Consider the following 15,931-nt stretch of genomic DNA (forward strand, 5'->3'; position numbering starts at 1 on the left):
TTAGTCTCTTACTTTAACCACTGTTGTAGAATATTTTTATCAACCAAACCGCTTCGCCCTTGACTTTGTCCTGCTCTATTAAAAAAATAGCTACGCGGTAATTCTCCATACCAAGTAGGATCTATAATGTAGCGGTTTTGGGATGCTTGTTCATCAGCAAAGTGCAGCAAGGTTAAATCATTTAATTGATACTTATTAATGACCTCGTCCATTTTTTCTTTCATGTCATTGTCAGCATCAGTATTTATTAACACCAATTTGAGATCTGGGGTTGATTTGATGATACCTGATATTGTTTGTAGCTCTTTGAAACACGGTGGGCATTCTAATGACCAAAAAACTGCAATCCAATTCTCATTTAAATTTTGTTGTTGGATACTTTGCCATATTTTTTTATCAAATTTTGAACTTTGAGCAAAACTCATCATCGAAAAGAAACAAACAGATAAACAACACAATACCTTAAATCTAATCTTTAATTTTCTCATAATTTTGCTGTCCAATGTCCTACCTTAGGTCTATGCCATGAAACATAGTTATCACCTTTGTTTGTGGTATATAAAAAGGGTCTATCTGCACCAAAGCCCGATGATGCTAGTTTTGTAGCTTGTTTAAATGTATCGCCTTTATCAAAAGATTGTTGGTGCCATAATTCATGCTCCGCTCCATTAAATTCAAGCCATACAATATCAACTTTATTACCATTACTGATTATATTCGGGTGAACAGCTTGACGTGCTATATTTCCGATAAAGATTGGCGTTGACAATGTGTCACCTAAATTATCTGTAAACGCATAGAATATGCCCTTGCCTTTGCTACCTTGATTAAACCAAGTAAGGTGCATTCTTTGATCTGTTTTAGAAATACCAGCACCTTGATGTGGACAGCCATTTATAAACCATTCATCAAAAGTCACTCTATTGCTATTTACCACTTTATTATTTGCTAAATCATAATTGACTAAAGAGAAGTCGCGAATATTGTCACCAAATATATCCCGATACATGATTGATATCTGGTTAGTATCACTCTGTAACAGCGTTAACCGACAACAAACGCAAGTTCCTTGAGAAATTTTTTCATTGGAAAAGCTTACAGTTTTATTTACATCAAACATTACTTGAGCTGAATAAATAGAAGAGCCATTAAATTCCTTACCTGCTTTTTTTGCATTATATTTATCTCGACTATCAAGCCAAACTAAAATTAACTTATTCTCATCAGTCACTATCATTTCATTAAAGCTATGGCCTGTTATTAGCTCATCATTATTGATCGTAACCGGTTTGCTAAAGCTAATGCCATCATCATTTGAAAAACTAAATCGTATATCTCCTACATACTTTTTAGCACCGGGTCTTGCCCAAGATAAATAAACATCACCAATTTGTGAAAAAGCAATCTTTGGTCGATTTTCACCTCGAGAAGAAATTTTCTCATTTATCGATGTTATTTTAACTGCTTTATTAAAACTCCCCCCATAGTCATTAGATACTGCATAAAATACCTGATTTTTATATGCCCAAACACGCCAGATATCACCATTAGGATGCGTAGCGATAGTCACCGTTTTTGCACAGATGACCTCTTGAGGTTTGCACTGTTTTTTTGTTTTATCTGTGTCTGATGTGTGTTGATGTGCGTCTATAAACGAACACCAAGTGATTAATAGTAAGAACAATAGATTTAATATAATTTTTACCATTGATAATTCAACCCTAAATATGCCGTTCGTGGTGCTGCTGGTTGGTATATTTCTTTACCATATCGTACTTGTGCTTCTTGTACATAGAACTTATCTGTTAAGTTAAGTATTCTAGCGTTAAGACTCAATTTATTTGTTACATCAAAGTATAATTTTATATTAGCGATTGTATACCCATCATAGCTTTGCTCATTCGCTTCATCCATCCAGTATTCACCAATTGATTGAACTTCTAACATAGTTGATAGGCCAGCGATGGCTTCTGGTTGATATCTTAATCTCAAATTTGTTAAATACTCAGGAGCCATCACCATGGTTTTTCCTGATAAATCTTTTTCAACTAATTCACCACGTTTAATACGGCCTGCATCTATAATGAATTCGTCATATTCATGTTCGGCTTTGCTATAGGCTACAGATACATCGAAATTATTTGCTACTTGCCAATTTATAGAGGCTTCAAAACCTTTATGTATTACACGTCCAGCATTTGTTAAAAATCTTTGGCCATTATCATCATATGCTCTGACTATAGCATCATCAACATCCATATAAAATAGTGCTAAATCAATTGATATTTTTTCTAAATTGCTTTTATAACCAAGTTCAAATGTATCTGAAACTTCTGCATCAATACTTGTTATATTATCTGCAGTATCGCTAGATTTTATGTGATATAGGCTTCCCGCTGTCGGCAATCTAAAACTGTTTGCATAACGTAGATAGGTACTTGAATTATCTGTTAAATGGTAATTTAAGCTTGTTTTAGGGCTTAAATGCTTAAAGCTATCATTCCTATCTGCTAAGCTTTGTAAACCATGGCCAATATCTCCAATTACTGACATATGATTATCAAAATCAAATTTTGTATAATCTAAGCGCGCACCCACAGTAAACTCTAAGTTTTCTGCAAGTGATCGTTGATGCTGAAAATACGGAGCAATGCTTGTATAACGTGTCGTATCATCATAATAAACTTCTCCTTTAACAAAAATATCAGCACCATATCCTGTTGTTGTGATGTTAGTAGGCTGATCAGAGAATTGTTCGCCCTCAGTTAGTTCAATATCTATTCCTAGAATTGAATTTGCATCATTATGGTGTTGCCAATTTGCTAAAGCCAACAAACCCAAAGAATTAACTTGAGATTGGTTATTTGGCATATTTGCACTCCATGTTGCGGTGTAGTCATTTGTTCTGTGCCGTATATATCCGATAGCAGAATAATAATCTTCATCAACGTAAAAATCCCATTGTGTTGAAAGCTTTAAATATTGACTTTTCCTTAAAGGATCACTTTGAAGTATCTGTTGTGGTAAACCTGAATTAGTTGGATCAGTTTCAAATAATTCTTTCGATAAGCCTGCGGCCATTTCTTGTTCTAAATCACTCATAACAAGCGATGTTGTTAATGTTTGAGCATGACTTAATTTAAGTTCATGTCTTGCTGTTAGCTCACTACGCTCAGATCCAGTATGATCACGCCAACCTTGATTTGATAAATAAGAAGCAGATACGCCTAACCCATTTTTATCATCTATTTTTTGGCTATGGCTCAGTGCTATTTTATTATATTCAGACTCTCCTAAAGTCATGCTTAAATTAGTTTCAGGGTTTTTACTAATCGGTTTAGACAAAACATTAATTGTTGCAGCAACAGCACCCGAACCATATAGTGCTGTACCAGCGCCTTTTAGTACTTCAACACGAGAAGCATTTGAGTTAAAGCTAGACCACCATAAGGCATTGTGATTAAAAAATGCCGCTGATTGAATTGGCACATTATCTTGCAAAAATAAGTAATAGCCACTGGTATTCAGTGGCATTCTGATTGCTGTTTTATGCCCTTGCCCACCTGATAGTTGATCAATTAAAACTCCTGAAACACTATTTAGTGATTCAGCAATATGCTGACCATTATCTATTTTCAACTCATCAGAATTAATACTATGAACCGACATTGCTAAATCTGTATTTAACGACTCTTTTCGTGTTGCTATAATTGATATTCTTTCGATATTTTCTATTACATTATTTGCTATAACTTTTTGAGAAATAGAAGAAAATGAGGCAAAAACACTTACGGCTATTAGAGTTCTCTTTAAACTAGGTAGCATAATTTACTGCTCAATAAAAAGTATAACCTAATTGTAATCTGCAATTAGCCATTTGGGGGTGTGACAAAATGTCGCAATTGTTAAGCTTTAAAGATAGGATTGTGATACAACTCAAATTATCACTTATAAATCAATATTCTTGAAATATATAATACACAAATTCAGGTCAAAAATGGATAAATATCAGATCACAGTGAGTACTTTCGATAAATTTGCTGAAAAATACCAAGATAAATATATGCATGTAAAAGAGATATTAAATGTTTAATTGCAGATTCAACTAAATTACTTAATCCTGATGGCATTATTTAAGTACAATGGAAGATACAGATGAAAAGTCAGGCTTCCAGACTTCGAGTAGTGGTGATCAGGTGTATATTCATTATCATCAAAGTGGGTTTTGATTAATACCCTGTTAGAAAGTGGTTTTGAAATATTAGATACCACAAGAAAATCATTGCCTGCTGAAATAGGTACTCCCGCCACTGATTTATTTATCATTGCAAAATTAATAAGAGTTTAAATGTCATTACAATTTTTAAATCAAATTGAGATCGCGCTAGGTAGTATTGCTAGTTTTTTGTGGGGATTGCCACTAGTTATTATTCTTGTAGGCGGAGGTTTGTTTTTTTTAATTTATTCCAAACTTCAGCCTTATCTTCATATAAAACATGCAATTGAAATTACACTTGGAAAGTATGGTGAAGAAAAAAAATCCAAAGGAGAACTCAGTCATTTTCAAGCATTAATGGTTGCACTATCTGGTACCTTAGGCTTGGGTAATATAAGTGGCGTTGCTGTTGCGATTACTTTAGGAGGGTCTGGAGCAATATTTTGGATGTGGGTCACTGCGATTGTAGGTATTTCTACCAAATTTTATACTGCTACATTGGCTGTAAAGTTTCGAGGATACGATAAAAGTGGTCAACTACAAGGTGGCCCCATGTATGTGATACGTGAAGGTTTAGGTCAAAAATGGTTGCCTCTTGCTTGGTTGTTTTGTATTGCTTGTATGTTTGGTTCCTTACCTATATTTCAAATAAATCAACTTGTACAAATTTTAAGAGACTTTATTGCGATACCAAATGGACTTGCCACCGATAATCAACATTTTGCATTTGATCTTATTTGTGGCCTTATTTTATGTACATTAATCTCCTTTATAGTAATTGGAAAATTATCAAGAATTGCAAAAGTAACCAGTCGTGTAGTGCCATTTATGGTTATTGTTTATATGCTTATGACATTAACTGTTTTGTTTATTAATTTTGATAAAATATTATCGGCGTTTGCTTCGATTTTTATTAATGCATTTAATCCAAACTCTGTCACTGGTGGGCTATTGGGAACCATTATTATGATAGGCGTTCAACGAGGTGCATTCTCAAATGAAGCTGGTATAGGAACTGAATCTATGGCACATGGTGCAGCTAAAACCGACGAGCCTATTCGTGAAGGTTTAGTCGCAACGTTAGGACCTATTATAGATACGTTAATTGTATGTACTTGTACTGCATTAACGATATTAGTCACTGGTGTATTAGATGGAGGTTTCACCGGTGTAAGTTTAACAGCGCAAGCTTTTGAAAATACCTTTCCTAATATAGGCGGCTATTTACTTATTTTAGTTGTGTTCTTTTTAAGTACCAGTACCGTATTAAGTTTTTCGTATTATGGCGGTAAATGTGCTGAGTTTTTATTAGGAAAAACTTTTCAAAAATTTTATATCGTGTTTTATTTAGCTTTGATTATCATTGGTGCAGTCGCATCATTTAAACTCGTTATAAATCTGATTGATGTTATGTACGCACTGATGGCAATACCGACTATGGTTTCAACTATTTTACTCGCTAAAAAAGTAAATAGTGAATCTAAAAAGTATTTTAAGAAGATGAATGATTAGGGGCTATTGATCTTTCAGGGTTAAATTTTGTTCGAGATAAAATCATTGAAAGTATAAGCTAATAATTCTCTGGCAAAGACTATCTTTTAAATACGATTATTAATCATATTTAATCTAATGATATATTTAAAATAAAAATTATTATAAAATGATAATCACTCTCATTAGTAATGGTATTAATTATTGAATCGATACCAGTAGTACAAAAGTAGACCACATTGAAATTTCAAAATAAAAAGCGTGTTAATAAAAAATCGCTTAGTATAGCTCGTACAATTCATATATATGTATCAATGGCATTATTGTTATTTATGCTATTTTTTGCATTTACCGGCATTACATTAAATCATCCAAAATGGTTTGATAGTGATATTAATAAGAATGATTTCATAGAACTCCCTATTCCTGAATATTTGCTTCCAACTCAACCATCAAATACAAATTGGCAACAAGCAAGTGGCCATTGGCTTAAAAGCCAGTGGGGAGTTGAGTTTAATCAAATAGAGTTTGGTGAAGATGAAGTTATTGTCGTTCATAAAGGCCCTGGGACATACAAAAATATCACTTTAGACTTACTAGACAATATCGCGATTGTCGATAATCAAAATTATGGTGTTATTGCGGTATTAAACGACTTACATAAAGGAAGAAATTCAGGCCTAGCTTGGCGACTAATTTTAGATATCAGCTCTGTATTAATCATTTTATTTTCTCTTACAGGCGCCTACTTATTATTACCACAAACTCGAAAATTAAAAAAGTCAGTGTTTTATATGTTACTTGTTAGCTCCGGCTGCGTTCTAGTTTATATCACTTTAGTTCCATAAATTTAAAAGAGATTAAAATGAAAATTAAAACCCCACTTACTTGTGCAATATTATTTTGCAGTGCTTTACCTATTTATGCCCAATCTAATCTGACAGTATCACTGACCTTGCCTGAGATCGCAACAGGCCAATATTACCGCCCGTATACTGCAGTGTGGATAGAAAATAACAAAGGAAAACACGTAAAAACCCTTGCACTTTGGAGTGAGCCTAAAGGTCAAAAATGGTTAAAAGATATTCGTCGTTGGTGGCGAAAAAAAGGTCGTAGTGATTCGCAATGGGTAGATGGTATTTCATCTGCGACTCGCCCTGCAGGTACATATGATTTAAATTGGAACTTAATGACTGAAGAAAATATTCAAATTAAAAATGGCGATTACAAAGTTTTTATCGAAGTTGTAAGAGAACATGGAGGGCGAAACTTACTTAAGCATAGTTTCTCGTTAAATAGAAATTTTAAAACAACATTAAAACCGACAGCAGAAACAGGCCCGATAAAAATTCAATTTAATAAATAATTTATAATCATTAGTAATAGGAAAACATATGAAAACTCAACATATTTTTGCGATAACATGTTCTTTTTTAGTCGCTTCATTTATATCTAATAGTGTCAATGCACACGATCGCTGGATTCTACCGAATGAGTTTAATGCCTCAGCTAAAGGTTCAAAAGGGGTTTGGATCACTTCTGATGTCACCGCAGGAAATCAAGTTTTTGTATTTGATAAACCATTTGGTTCTGAAGATATCGAAATCATTACACCCGAAGGCAAAAAAGATTACCCTTCTTCTAGCTATCGAGGTGGACGTAAATCAGTATTTGATTATCAATTATTACAATCTGGTACTTATCGTTTTCAAAAAGAAGTTTCTGCTAAGTATTATTCTCAATATAAAGTTAAAGGCTCTGACAAACCCGTTCGTTCTCGTACTGATAAACTTACAACAAAAGCTATGATGCCAAATGGAGCATATGATTTACAAGGTACTTTATATTTCTCCCGCGTTGAAACTTATGTAACATTAAATAAACCAAATGAAACTGCATTTAAACCAACAGGTCAATATTTAGAATTATTACCAGTAACCCACCCTGCCGATATCATCGAAAATAATGAAGCAACGTTTCAATTTTTATTTAAAGGAAAGGCGATTAAGAATGTTGAAATATCTGTTGTAAGAGAGGGAACTTTATACCGTAATCAGATAGAAGCAATTGAAGTAAAATCAGATAACCAAGGTTTAATTCAGTTCACACCACCAAAAGCTGGCCGTTACCTATTACATGCCACTTATAAAAAAGAATTAAAAAATAATGCACTAGCAAATAAAATGGTCAATGCTATTTTTCTTACATTTGAAGCTGGGTTAGAGTAATTATATTTATACCCAAACCACTTCAAGAGGCAGTCCTGAAACTCGCATCTTGAAGTGGATTAAGCATAGGTTTAAACCCATTTATTAATTTAATACCATAACGATTAAAATGTACCCAATATATAAGTTTTTTTACCTTCTTATATATAAAAATGAGGTAAAAAGTTCAATTAAAGATTAAAATAAAACTACGACATTATCATGAGAAATCTATGTTTTATTACAAACCTCTATTTACTTTTCTTTGTATTTTATTTTTATTCAGCTTAGTTGGCTGCACTTTTAATCCACAATATCAAAACTTGAAACAATTACTTTTATTACAAGATGAGATAAATGACATTGATGGCTTAGATAATCCAAGAATTGCCAAACTTAACAATGAAGCAACGCAATTGTTTGTAGTAAGCGCCGATGATGATTCATTGGCTGTATTTGATGTTTCAAATGACTTCGATTTATCTTTATCTCAAGTTTTTAAAAATGATGAAAATATAACCGGTTTAAGAGGGGCCACGAAAGTCGCTATCTCTAAAGATGGTCTATTTGCTTATGTGGTTAGCTTTTATGATAGCGCTTTGGTTATATTCAAAAAAGGTGTCGATGGTAAGTTTTATTATCAACATACTTATTCAGATAATATAAATTGGTGGGAATACAAAGGTAAACCTATTGCATCTTCATTACAAAAACTCGCTTTATTAGGTGCGTATGACATAGAAATCAATGATGCTTCTGATCAAATATATATAGCGAGCTCTGTTAGTAATGCAATAAGCATTTTTAATATTAATACAGATGGCTTTCCAATATTTTCTCATGCAATTCGTGATACAGATAATATCAATTACAACTTAGAAGGAACTGTTGATGTTTTGCTTTCACCAAGTAATTCAAAATTATTTGCTGCAGGATATAACGAGAATGCTATCAACATTTTTTTAAAACAAGATAAACTAAAATTTAATTTATCACAAAGACTTATAAATAATACTGATGGTATTAAGCATCTTGAGAAACCATTAAGTATGGCTATTTCCCATGACGAATTATACTTATATATCGCATGTGCCAACGGTTCTATTGTTATATTTACTCAAAACCCTAAAGGCAAATATTCTTTCTTACAATCAATAACCGATGTTGGAGAATCAGTTTTAGCAGGGGCAGGAAATATTACAATAAGTCCTGATGATAAAACCATATTTGTTGCCTCTGAATCTGATAATGCGATCTCTATATTTTCGAAAAATAATGACGGTACACTTAAGTATGAGAGTGCAATAACTAGCAAAAAAGTGCATATAAATACATTATTAGGAGCATCCTCGGTAAATGTTTCTCCTGATGGAAAATATCTATTGGTAACCGCTGGAAAGGGTAACTCATTAAGTATTTTTAATTTGAGGTGAATCATTCAGTGCAATTTTAACTTTAGATTCACTTCACAAAAGAAATGCAACAAGACTAATGCAAAGGTTAATAATAACTATTATCTTTTGAGATGTATGTTAAAATCATTAAAATTTTAGCTTCATTTTATAAGAGATGTCGAAGAGTGAATATTCAAATAATAGAAACCCTAATGGCCAATGTATCAGAAATTCTTATGGCACCCGTCTTAGTAGCCATCCTTATACTGTTTATATATGCGATTTATACCTTAGGGCGATTTCTATCTCAGTATTTAATTCGTAAAAAGAACTATATAAATTATTTTAAAAATATCGAAAATAAAAAAAATAAACTCTTTACTGGTTTTCCAATACATAACTACTTCGTTAAAAATCCAACAGCTTCTGAAGATGAAATTGAAGTATATGCGCTGAAAAAGCTAGAAACGCTTCGCATAGTGACCAGAATAGCACCTATGTTAGGTTTAATCGCAACGATGATCCCAATGGGCCCTGCACTTAAATCATTAGCCGATGGCAATATTCAAGGTATAAGTGAAAACCTGATCATCGCTTTTGCAGCAGTAATTTGGGGTCTTGTTATATCAACGATTACTTTTTGGCCAGCTTCTGTTAAAAAGCGTTGGTTTGCCCAAGAGATTATTAATATTCGAAAAATAAAAGGCGAATAAATAATGCGTTTTTTAGATGAAGATGAAGAATTAAATCCTATCGTCAGTGCGGTTAATCTAGTTGATGTGTTTTTGGTGATCATTGCAGCTTTATTGATTGCCATTGCGCAAAACCCATTAAGCACCTTTTCAGTCGATAATGTCACTGTTATTAAAAATGCGGGTCAACCAAACATGGAAATTATCATAAAAGAAGGAAAAGAAATTAAACAATATAAAGCAAATGATACGATTGGTTCTGGTGAGGGCGCGCGTGCTGGTATCGCTTATAAAATGGCTGACGGTAGTTTTGTTTATGTGCCTGAAGGTGCTGATAAGACTCAAACAGGGGCTAAACTTTAATCCGATTTTTAACCTCTTCGGGTCTAATTTCCCGCAGCTTGCTGTGGGTTTTTTGGTTTTTATGCTTATTTAATTAGTTTTTTGTGGAGTATATATCCATATTATTCCGATCATTTAGATTCTGGATAAAATAATAAAGGCTTACTATTCTTTTAGTCGTAATTTTATCAACTACATTGAAATCTCACATTAATTGCTATTATTAATATATAAAGACTTAAATACATGCCTAAAATGTTTAGTAAATTAAGGAGCCAATTTTTTTTAACAAAATCAATTTTTATTATTTGTATATTTTTTCTTATTATGTGCATTGTACTTGGTACTAGTACGGCTTTTACATTGATAAAACTCAATCACGCCATGCAAATTAAGTTTAACCAATCTCAAAAGCAATCTGAGGTCATATTCAGTGCATATAAGTCGGTAAATCAATTAGAGTCCGCACTTATTAAGCTTATTGCTGTTAGTAAACCAATCGATATTAGAACTGCTGCAATTTCATCAATTAAAGCAAATTCTTTTTTAGATGAAGCAATTCAAAACCTACAAGAGCAGCTGAATAATAATACAGTGAACAACTTAGCTAAAAACCTTATTGAACTTAAACCACAAAGAATGAAGATAATCAAATTTGGCAAGAAAAATAAAGATGACTTAGCCTTTTTAATTATTAAACAAATCGAACCACAAGTTAATGATATTGCTAAAAATTTAGATTTATTAATCCAAAAAGATAAATTGAAAATTTCAAATTTACTCCTGCAATTTGAAACTCAAACCTTGCAAACACTTCAAACTTTAGGTCTTATTATTATTGCAACCATAGTTTTACTGTTCATTATTAATCACTTTCTAAGATCTGCAAAACTTGAATTAAAGAAACTTAATCAAAATCTTGAAATGAAAGTAAAGAAAAGAACTCAGCAACTTGAGGATTCGAATCATGAAATTCAACACACAATAGATAAGTTAAAGAAAACTAAAAATAAATTAGTTGAATCAGAAAAAATGGCATCGCTAGTAGACCTAGTTACAGGTGTTGCTCATGAAATTAATACACCCATTGGTATTTGCATTTCTTCTGCTACACATTGGCAAGATCAAACAAATTATTTCTCATCCCTGTATAGTTCTGGTGTATTACAAAAAAAGGACTTTGAAAAATATATAGTTGATGCTAATGAAACTGCCACTTTACTTAATTCAAATTTGAGTAAAGCAGCAAACTTGATCAGTAGTTTTAAAGAAGTGGCTGTTGATCCTAAAAATGAGTTACCAACAGAATTTGATCTAAATTTTTATATAAAAGGAATTATTTTAAGTCTGAAACCGGAACTTAATAAAACTCCTCACCTTATAGAGTTAATTTGTAAGGAGGAAGTTATGGTAACTTCGATGCAAAGTACATTCTCTCCAATGATTTCACATTTAATTTCGAACAGTCTCACTCATGCTTTTGATGGTATTGAGTCGGGAAGAATTACGCTTGAACTTAAAAAAGAAAGTAAGATAATTCAAATAATCTATACAGATAACGGTATTGGTATTTCAAAAGAGAATATACATAAGATATTTGACCCTTTTTATACCACTAAACGCGGATCTGATTGCTATGGCTTAGGGTTATGTATTATTTATAATTTAATCACGCATACGCTAAATGGCACAATAAAATGTTCCAGTGAATTAGATAGATACACAAAGTTTGTAATCGAATTCCCACAAAAATTATTGTCGTAAATGGTAAAAATTATTTTCAGATACATCATAAAATCATTACTAACCATTAATAATAGTTTATGCATTTATCTAGTTTACAAAACTTTATCTGCCGCTTTTCTTAAAAAACCATAATTTTCCTCTAAAAGTTTGATACCTTCATCAACAGAAATACCTGTTAGTATATTTAATATAGCAAGCTTAGCATTTAGTTTAGCGTTGTTTAGCGCTTTATTTGCAGTCTCAAAATCACACTCTGTTGCTTGCATTACAATTCGAATCGCACGTGCATTTAATTTTTTGTTTGATGCGTTAACATCAACCATTAAATTTTTATAGGTTTTACCTATTCTTATCATGCTTGCTGTGCTTAGTGTATTTAGAATAAGCTTCTGTGCTGTACCAGATTTCATTCTTGTAGATCCCGAGAGTACTTCCGGACCTACTTGAGCGCATATCGCAATATCAGCAAACTCTGAAACACCTTGGTTTGGGCTGCAAGTTACTCCAATAACAGTACAGTTAATTTTCTTAGCGTAATTCATAGCTGATATAACATAAGGTGTACGGCCACTCGCCGCTATACCAACAACAACGTCATTGTCTGTCACCCTTATATCTTTTAAGTCTTGTACTGCTAATGCCTCATTATCTTCAGCACCCTCAACCGCATTTTGAATCGCAGTTTGACCACCTGCAATAATACCTACAACCATATTATCTGACACACTAAATGTTGGACGACACTCTACTGCGTCTAGAATACCTAAGCGGCCACTCGTACCAGCGCCAATATAAATCAATCGACCGCCTTTATTAAATGCATTAACGATTTTGTCTACCGCTTGCGCTATTTTCGGTAATACTTTTTTTACAGCATCTGCTACTTTTTGATCTTCATTGTTAATTTTAGTAACTACACCTAAAGAATCTAATAAATCTATATCCAAAGTATTTAAATTTTGCTCTTCAGTGGCGATTGATGTTAATGAATTGACTAAATTAATTTGATTATTATGTACAATGCTTTGCATTTTTTTCCTTAGTACTAAAATGGAGCGCTTTATAAGATTTTACACCTTTAATTAACTGCCTTTCAAAATATTTTTGATTCGTGTTTAAATGAGTTGAATACGTTTTCTATCTCCATACAAAACAGGTAAAGTATGGAGATAAATAATGAGTATTATGCTCCCTTAATTGTATAAACCCCTTTGATAGAAAGCGTTACAACAACGGGTTCATCGGTTGTATTTTTCCAATACCAACCATGAGACCCTTCAAATGGTGTTGTTAAAGAACCTTTCATATTATCCGACGTGGTAATTGAAAAGCTTTCAAAATAACCTGTAGTATCTCCCTTTGGTTCACCATGAAAGTCAAAATATAATTCTGTACCATCAGTCTGCCAGTTATATTCCAAATGCGCATATTTATTCATTAATAATTTATACTCAATCCCTCGATTAGCAGGGATCTCTATTTGAACAATATCACTTTTGATTTCTCTGTCACTATTCACACTCTTGAGAGCTTCGGAGTTAATTGATGTTTGAGAAAGTTTGGTTAAACCTAACGCTTTACCAACACCTGTTGGATCAATATTATATTCTGATGGTAAGATGCATGTTATTAATAACAAACCTGCGATAACTGAAGCGCTTAGACTCGCTTTTATTAACGTTTTTGTTGAATGAATTGGTACGTTTATTGTCTTCATGATTGACCCTTTATATACTATTGAAATAGCCCGTTAATTGAAAACCAACTAGCATTAAACCACCACTCATTAGCAGGGTATTTGCTGTAACTGAAAACTGCATAAAACTATTATGCTTTCGCCAAAAATTCATCAAAATAAGCACTAAAGCTAATGCTAAAAACTGACCCATTTCAACGCCTACATTAAATGCAATAATGTTCGCAATAAGACCGTCATCTGGTAGTTTAAACTCTTGGATTTTTGTGGCCAAACCAAATCCATGAAATAAACCAAAAATCATAACAGCAGCTTGTGTATTTGGCTGATAACCAAATAACCTTTTAAAGCCACCCAAATTATCAAATCCTTTATATACAATAGATAAACCGATAATGGCATCAATTAAATAGGCATTAACCTGCACATCATTTAAAACTCCAAATAGTAAGGTAATACTATGACCCACGGTGAACAAACTGACGTATAACACGACATCTTTAGTTCTAAACAAGAAGAAAATCACACCAACTAAAAACAATAAATGATCATAACCCGTCACCATATGCTTAGCACCAATATAAATAAAAGGGATAATCGACACTCCCTGATTATTTGTTAAGAATTGCTTTGTATCTTCATCTACACCATGTGCTAACAGTGAAAAAGAGGCCAAGAATGCTAACAATATGCTAACGTTACGCACAATATTTACGGATGAAATATTCATAAATTCCACCTGTGTTGTATTAAGTATATTTTCATAGTTACTTCTGTATATTATTAATTAAATCCACCAATAAGCATTTATATGTACGAACATTTAAATGTTTTATTGAAATTTCATATATATTTGTTAAATAATATAATTAAGCTGTTGGAGGCGGTATAGGTGGTGCGTATGTTACGTTTTCATATGCTTTACTAATGCTAAATACATTATGAGATAGATAGTGAATGTCCGTTAAAGCGACATATGTTGTTGAATAAAAAACAGTGTGTGTATGGTTAGCATGCTCATGTACGTTTAAATCAGAATCTAACTGGTTATAATTTTCAGTTTTTTCGTATAAATGTTTATGATTATGGCTATGATGGTGACTCACTTGTGTTCCCATAAGGTGTTTACCATCAGGGTAGTGAACTAAACTGCTGTTGGTTACAAAGAATAGTTGGCAAGTAAATACAGTTAACATTAAAACTAATGTTAACTGCTTTAGCAAAAACTGCTTTTTAGCATTCATATTACTCAATTAAAGCCTTTACATTAAATAAATTGTCACCAAAATCAGTTCCATTAGAGCAAAGCTGAATCATATTGTCTACTTTCATTTTAGTAAATGACTTATCAGTTTTAAAATAAATAACATTATTATGTAGACCATCAAAATATCCACCAACTGCAATTTTTTTATCGGTACGCCAGTTGTAGTTCCCTGACATATCGATGTCATTAGCAGCTTTGCTTAAATGCCAAGTAATATGCCTAACAACTCCGATTTCACTTTGCTCTAATAACGCTTTAACTTTATTAAATCGTGGTAATGATCGGCGATAATAAGCGACAAATAAAGGAATATTTACTTGTTCAAATGCTTGAACTATTTCCTTACAGTCTTGATAGCTAGGCGCTAATGGTTTTTCTATACAGCATATCTTGCCTGCTTGTGCCACCTTTAACCCATATAACTTATGCGTATCTGGAGGGGTTGCAATATAAATAGCATCTATCTCACTATCATTAATAAGCTCACTTGCATTAGTATAAAATTTTTCAACATGGTGTCTTTTAGCGTAATCTTTACCTAATTTTTCATCACGCCTCATTACGGCTGTTAATTCAAACCCATTTGTTTTTTGATAAGCTGGGCCACTTTTTATTTCTGTCACGGCACCACAACCGATAATTCCCCAACGTAACACGCTTTTATTTTGCATATACTTTAAAAAGCCTTAAAAAATAGTTTTATGAAAATTTAATGAGAACAGCCAAACAATCATCTTTTATTAAATCAAAGACCATTAAAATTTAACCGTAATTGAAATACCAGCTTGCACATTTTCAATATGTAACCTCTGTTTATGATGCTCGCATAAACGTTTTACAATTGATAACCCTAACCCGCAGGGCGGGATTATGCTTAGGT

16 protein-coding genes are annotated in these 15,931 nt (G+C 32.7%); 8 read left to right on the forward strand and 8 right to left on the reverse strand.

Features of this window, described 5'->3' with window-relative positions; translation table 11 throughout:
• Positions 1–8: 8 nt before the first annotated feature.
• Genes CJF42_RS12595 through CJF42_RS12605 form a run of 3 tightly spaced genes read right to left on the reverse strand, consistent with a single transcriptional unit; the run spans position 9 to position 3,825 of the window.
• Positions 9–488: a thioredoxin domain-containing protein gene (locus CJF42_RS12595; RefSeq protein WP_141235549.1), complete on the reverse strand. Its 480-nt coding sequence runs from the start codon at positions 486–488 to the stop codon at positions 9–11.
• Positions 485–1,708: a hypothetical protein gene (locus CJF42_RS12600; protein ID WP_095367025.1), complete on the reverse strand. Its 1,224-nt coding sequence runs from the start codon at positions 1,706–1,708 to the stop codon at positions 485–487. The genes CJF42_RS12595 and CJF42_RS12600 overlap by 4 nt, the downstream gene beginning before the upstream one ends.
• On the reverse strand, positions 1,702–3,825 hold the full coding sequence (locus CJF42_RS12605) for a TonB-dependent receptor (protein WP_095367026.1): 2,124 nt from the start codon (positions 3,823–3,825) through the stop codon (positions 1,702–1,704). The genes CJF42_RS12600 and CJF42_RS12605 overlap by 7 nt, the downstream gene beginning before the upstream one ends.
• 523 nt (positions 3,826–4,348) lie before the next feature.
• Here CJF42_RS12605 and CJF42_RS12610 point away from each other — a divergent pair.
• From CJF42_RS12610 to CJF42_RS12645, 8 genes are all read left to right on the forward strand, one after another.
• Positions 4,349–5,728, forward strand: coding sequence for an alanine/glycine:cation symporter family protein (locus CJF42_RS12610; protein WP_095367027.1), 1,380 nt, complete (start codon positions 4,349–4,351; stop codon positions 5,726–5,728).
• Positions 5,729–5,946: 218 nt separating this feature from the next.
• Positions 5,947–6,555, forward strand: coding sequence for a PepSY-associated TM helix domain-containing protein (locus CJF42_RS12615; protein WP_095367028.1), 609 nt, complete (start codon positions 5,947–5,949; stop codon positions 6,553–6,555).
• Between the two features lie 17 nt (positions 6,556–6,572).
• A complete protein-coding gene (locus tag CJF42_RS12620) occupies positions 6,573–7,073 on the forward strand; it encodes a DUF2271 domain-containing protein (protein WP_095367029.1) in 501 nt (166 codons plus the stop codon).
• 28 nt (positions 7,074–7,101) lie between these two features.
• Entirely contained in the window at positions 7,102–7,935 is an 834-nt protein-coding gene (locus CJF42_RS12625) for a DUF4198 domain-containing protein (protein WP_095367030.1), read from the forward strand.
• Positions 7,936–8,147: 212 nt separating this feature from the next.
• Positions 8,148–9,347 carry a beta-propeller fold lactonase family protein gene (locus tag CJF42_RS12630; protein WP_095367031.1) on the forward strand — a complete coding sequence of 400 codons (1,200 nt, stop codon included), beginning with the start codon at positions 8,148–8,150 and terminating at the stop codon, positions 9,345–9,347.
• Between the two features lie 173 nt (positions 9,348–9,520).
• The gene (locus CJF42_RS12635) at positions 9,521–10,021 is read left to right on the forward strand and encodes a MotA/TolQ/ExbB proton channel family protein (protein ID WP_252097600.1); all 501 of its coding nucleotides are present in this window, start codon (positions 9,521–9,523) and stop codon (positions 10,019–10,021) included.
• A gap of 3 nt (positions 10,022–10,024) precedes the next feature.
• Complete coding sequence (locus CJF42_RS12640) at positions 10,025–10,363, forward strand: DUF2149 domain-containing protein (RefSeq protein ID WP_095367033.1); 339 nt, start codon at positions 10,025–10,027, stop codon at positions 10,361–10,363.
• 342 nt (positions 10,364–10,705) lie between these two features.
• The gene (locus CJF42_RS12645; RefSeq protein ID WP_170940598.1) at positions 10,706–12,106 is read left to right on the forward strand and encodes a sensor histidine kinase; all 1,401 of its coding nucleotides are present in this window, start codon (positions 10,706–10,708) and stop codon (positions 12,104–12,106) included.
• Positions 12,107–12,180: 74 nt separating this feature from the next.
• Here the strand turns inward: CJF42_RS12645 and murQ are convergent, their stop codons facing one another.
• The 5 genes from murQ to CJF42_RS12670 form a co-directional block, all read right to left on the reverse strand.
• The gene (murQ, locus tag CJF42_RS12650) at positions 12,181–13,119 is read right to left on the reverse strand and encodes an N-acetylmuramic acid 6-phosphate etherase (protein ID WP_095367035.1); all 939 of its coding nucleotides are present in this window, start codon (positions 13,117–13,119) and stop codon (positions 12,181–12,183) included.
• A 152-nt stretch (positions 13,120–13,271) separates the two neighbouring features.
• Positions 13,272–13,805, reverse strand: a complete 534-nt coding sequence (locus CJF42_RS12655) for a hypothetical protein (protein WP_095367036.1) — start codon at positions 13,803–13,805, stop codon at positions 13,272–13,274.
• 10 nt (positions 13,806–13,815) lie between these two features.
• Positions 13,816–14,514 carry a HupE/UreJ family protein gene (locus tag CJF42_RS12660; protein ID WP_095367037.1) on the reverse strand — a complete coding sequence of 233 codons (699 nt, stop codon included), beginning with the start codon at positions 14,512–14,514 and terminating at the stop codon, positions 13,816–13,818.
• 139 nt (positions 14,515–14,653) lie between these two features.
• Positions 14,654–15,037: a hypothetical protein gene (locus CJF42_RS12665; protein ID WP_141235550.1), complete on the reverse strand. Its 384-nt coding sequence runs from the start codon at positions 15,035–15,037 to the stop codon at positions 14,654–14,656.
• Entirely contained in the window at positions 15,030–15,722 is a 693-nt protein-coding gene (locus tag CJF42_RS12670) for a Gfo/Idh/MocA family protein (RefSeq protein WP_095367039.1), read from the reverse strand. Before CJF42_RS12670 ends, CJF42_RS12665 begins: the two co-directional genes overlap by 8 nt.
• Positions 15,723–15,931 lie beyond the last annotated feature (209 nt).

The sequence above is a fragment of the Pseudoalteromonas sp. NBT06-2 genome (genome assembly GCF_002276045.1).
In the GTDB taxonomy this organism is placed as follows: Bacteria; Pseudomonadota; Gammaproteobacteria; order Enterobacterales; family Alteromonadaceae; genus Pseudoalteromonas.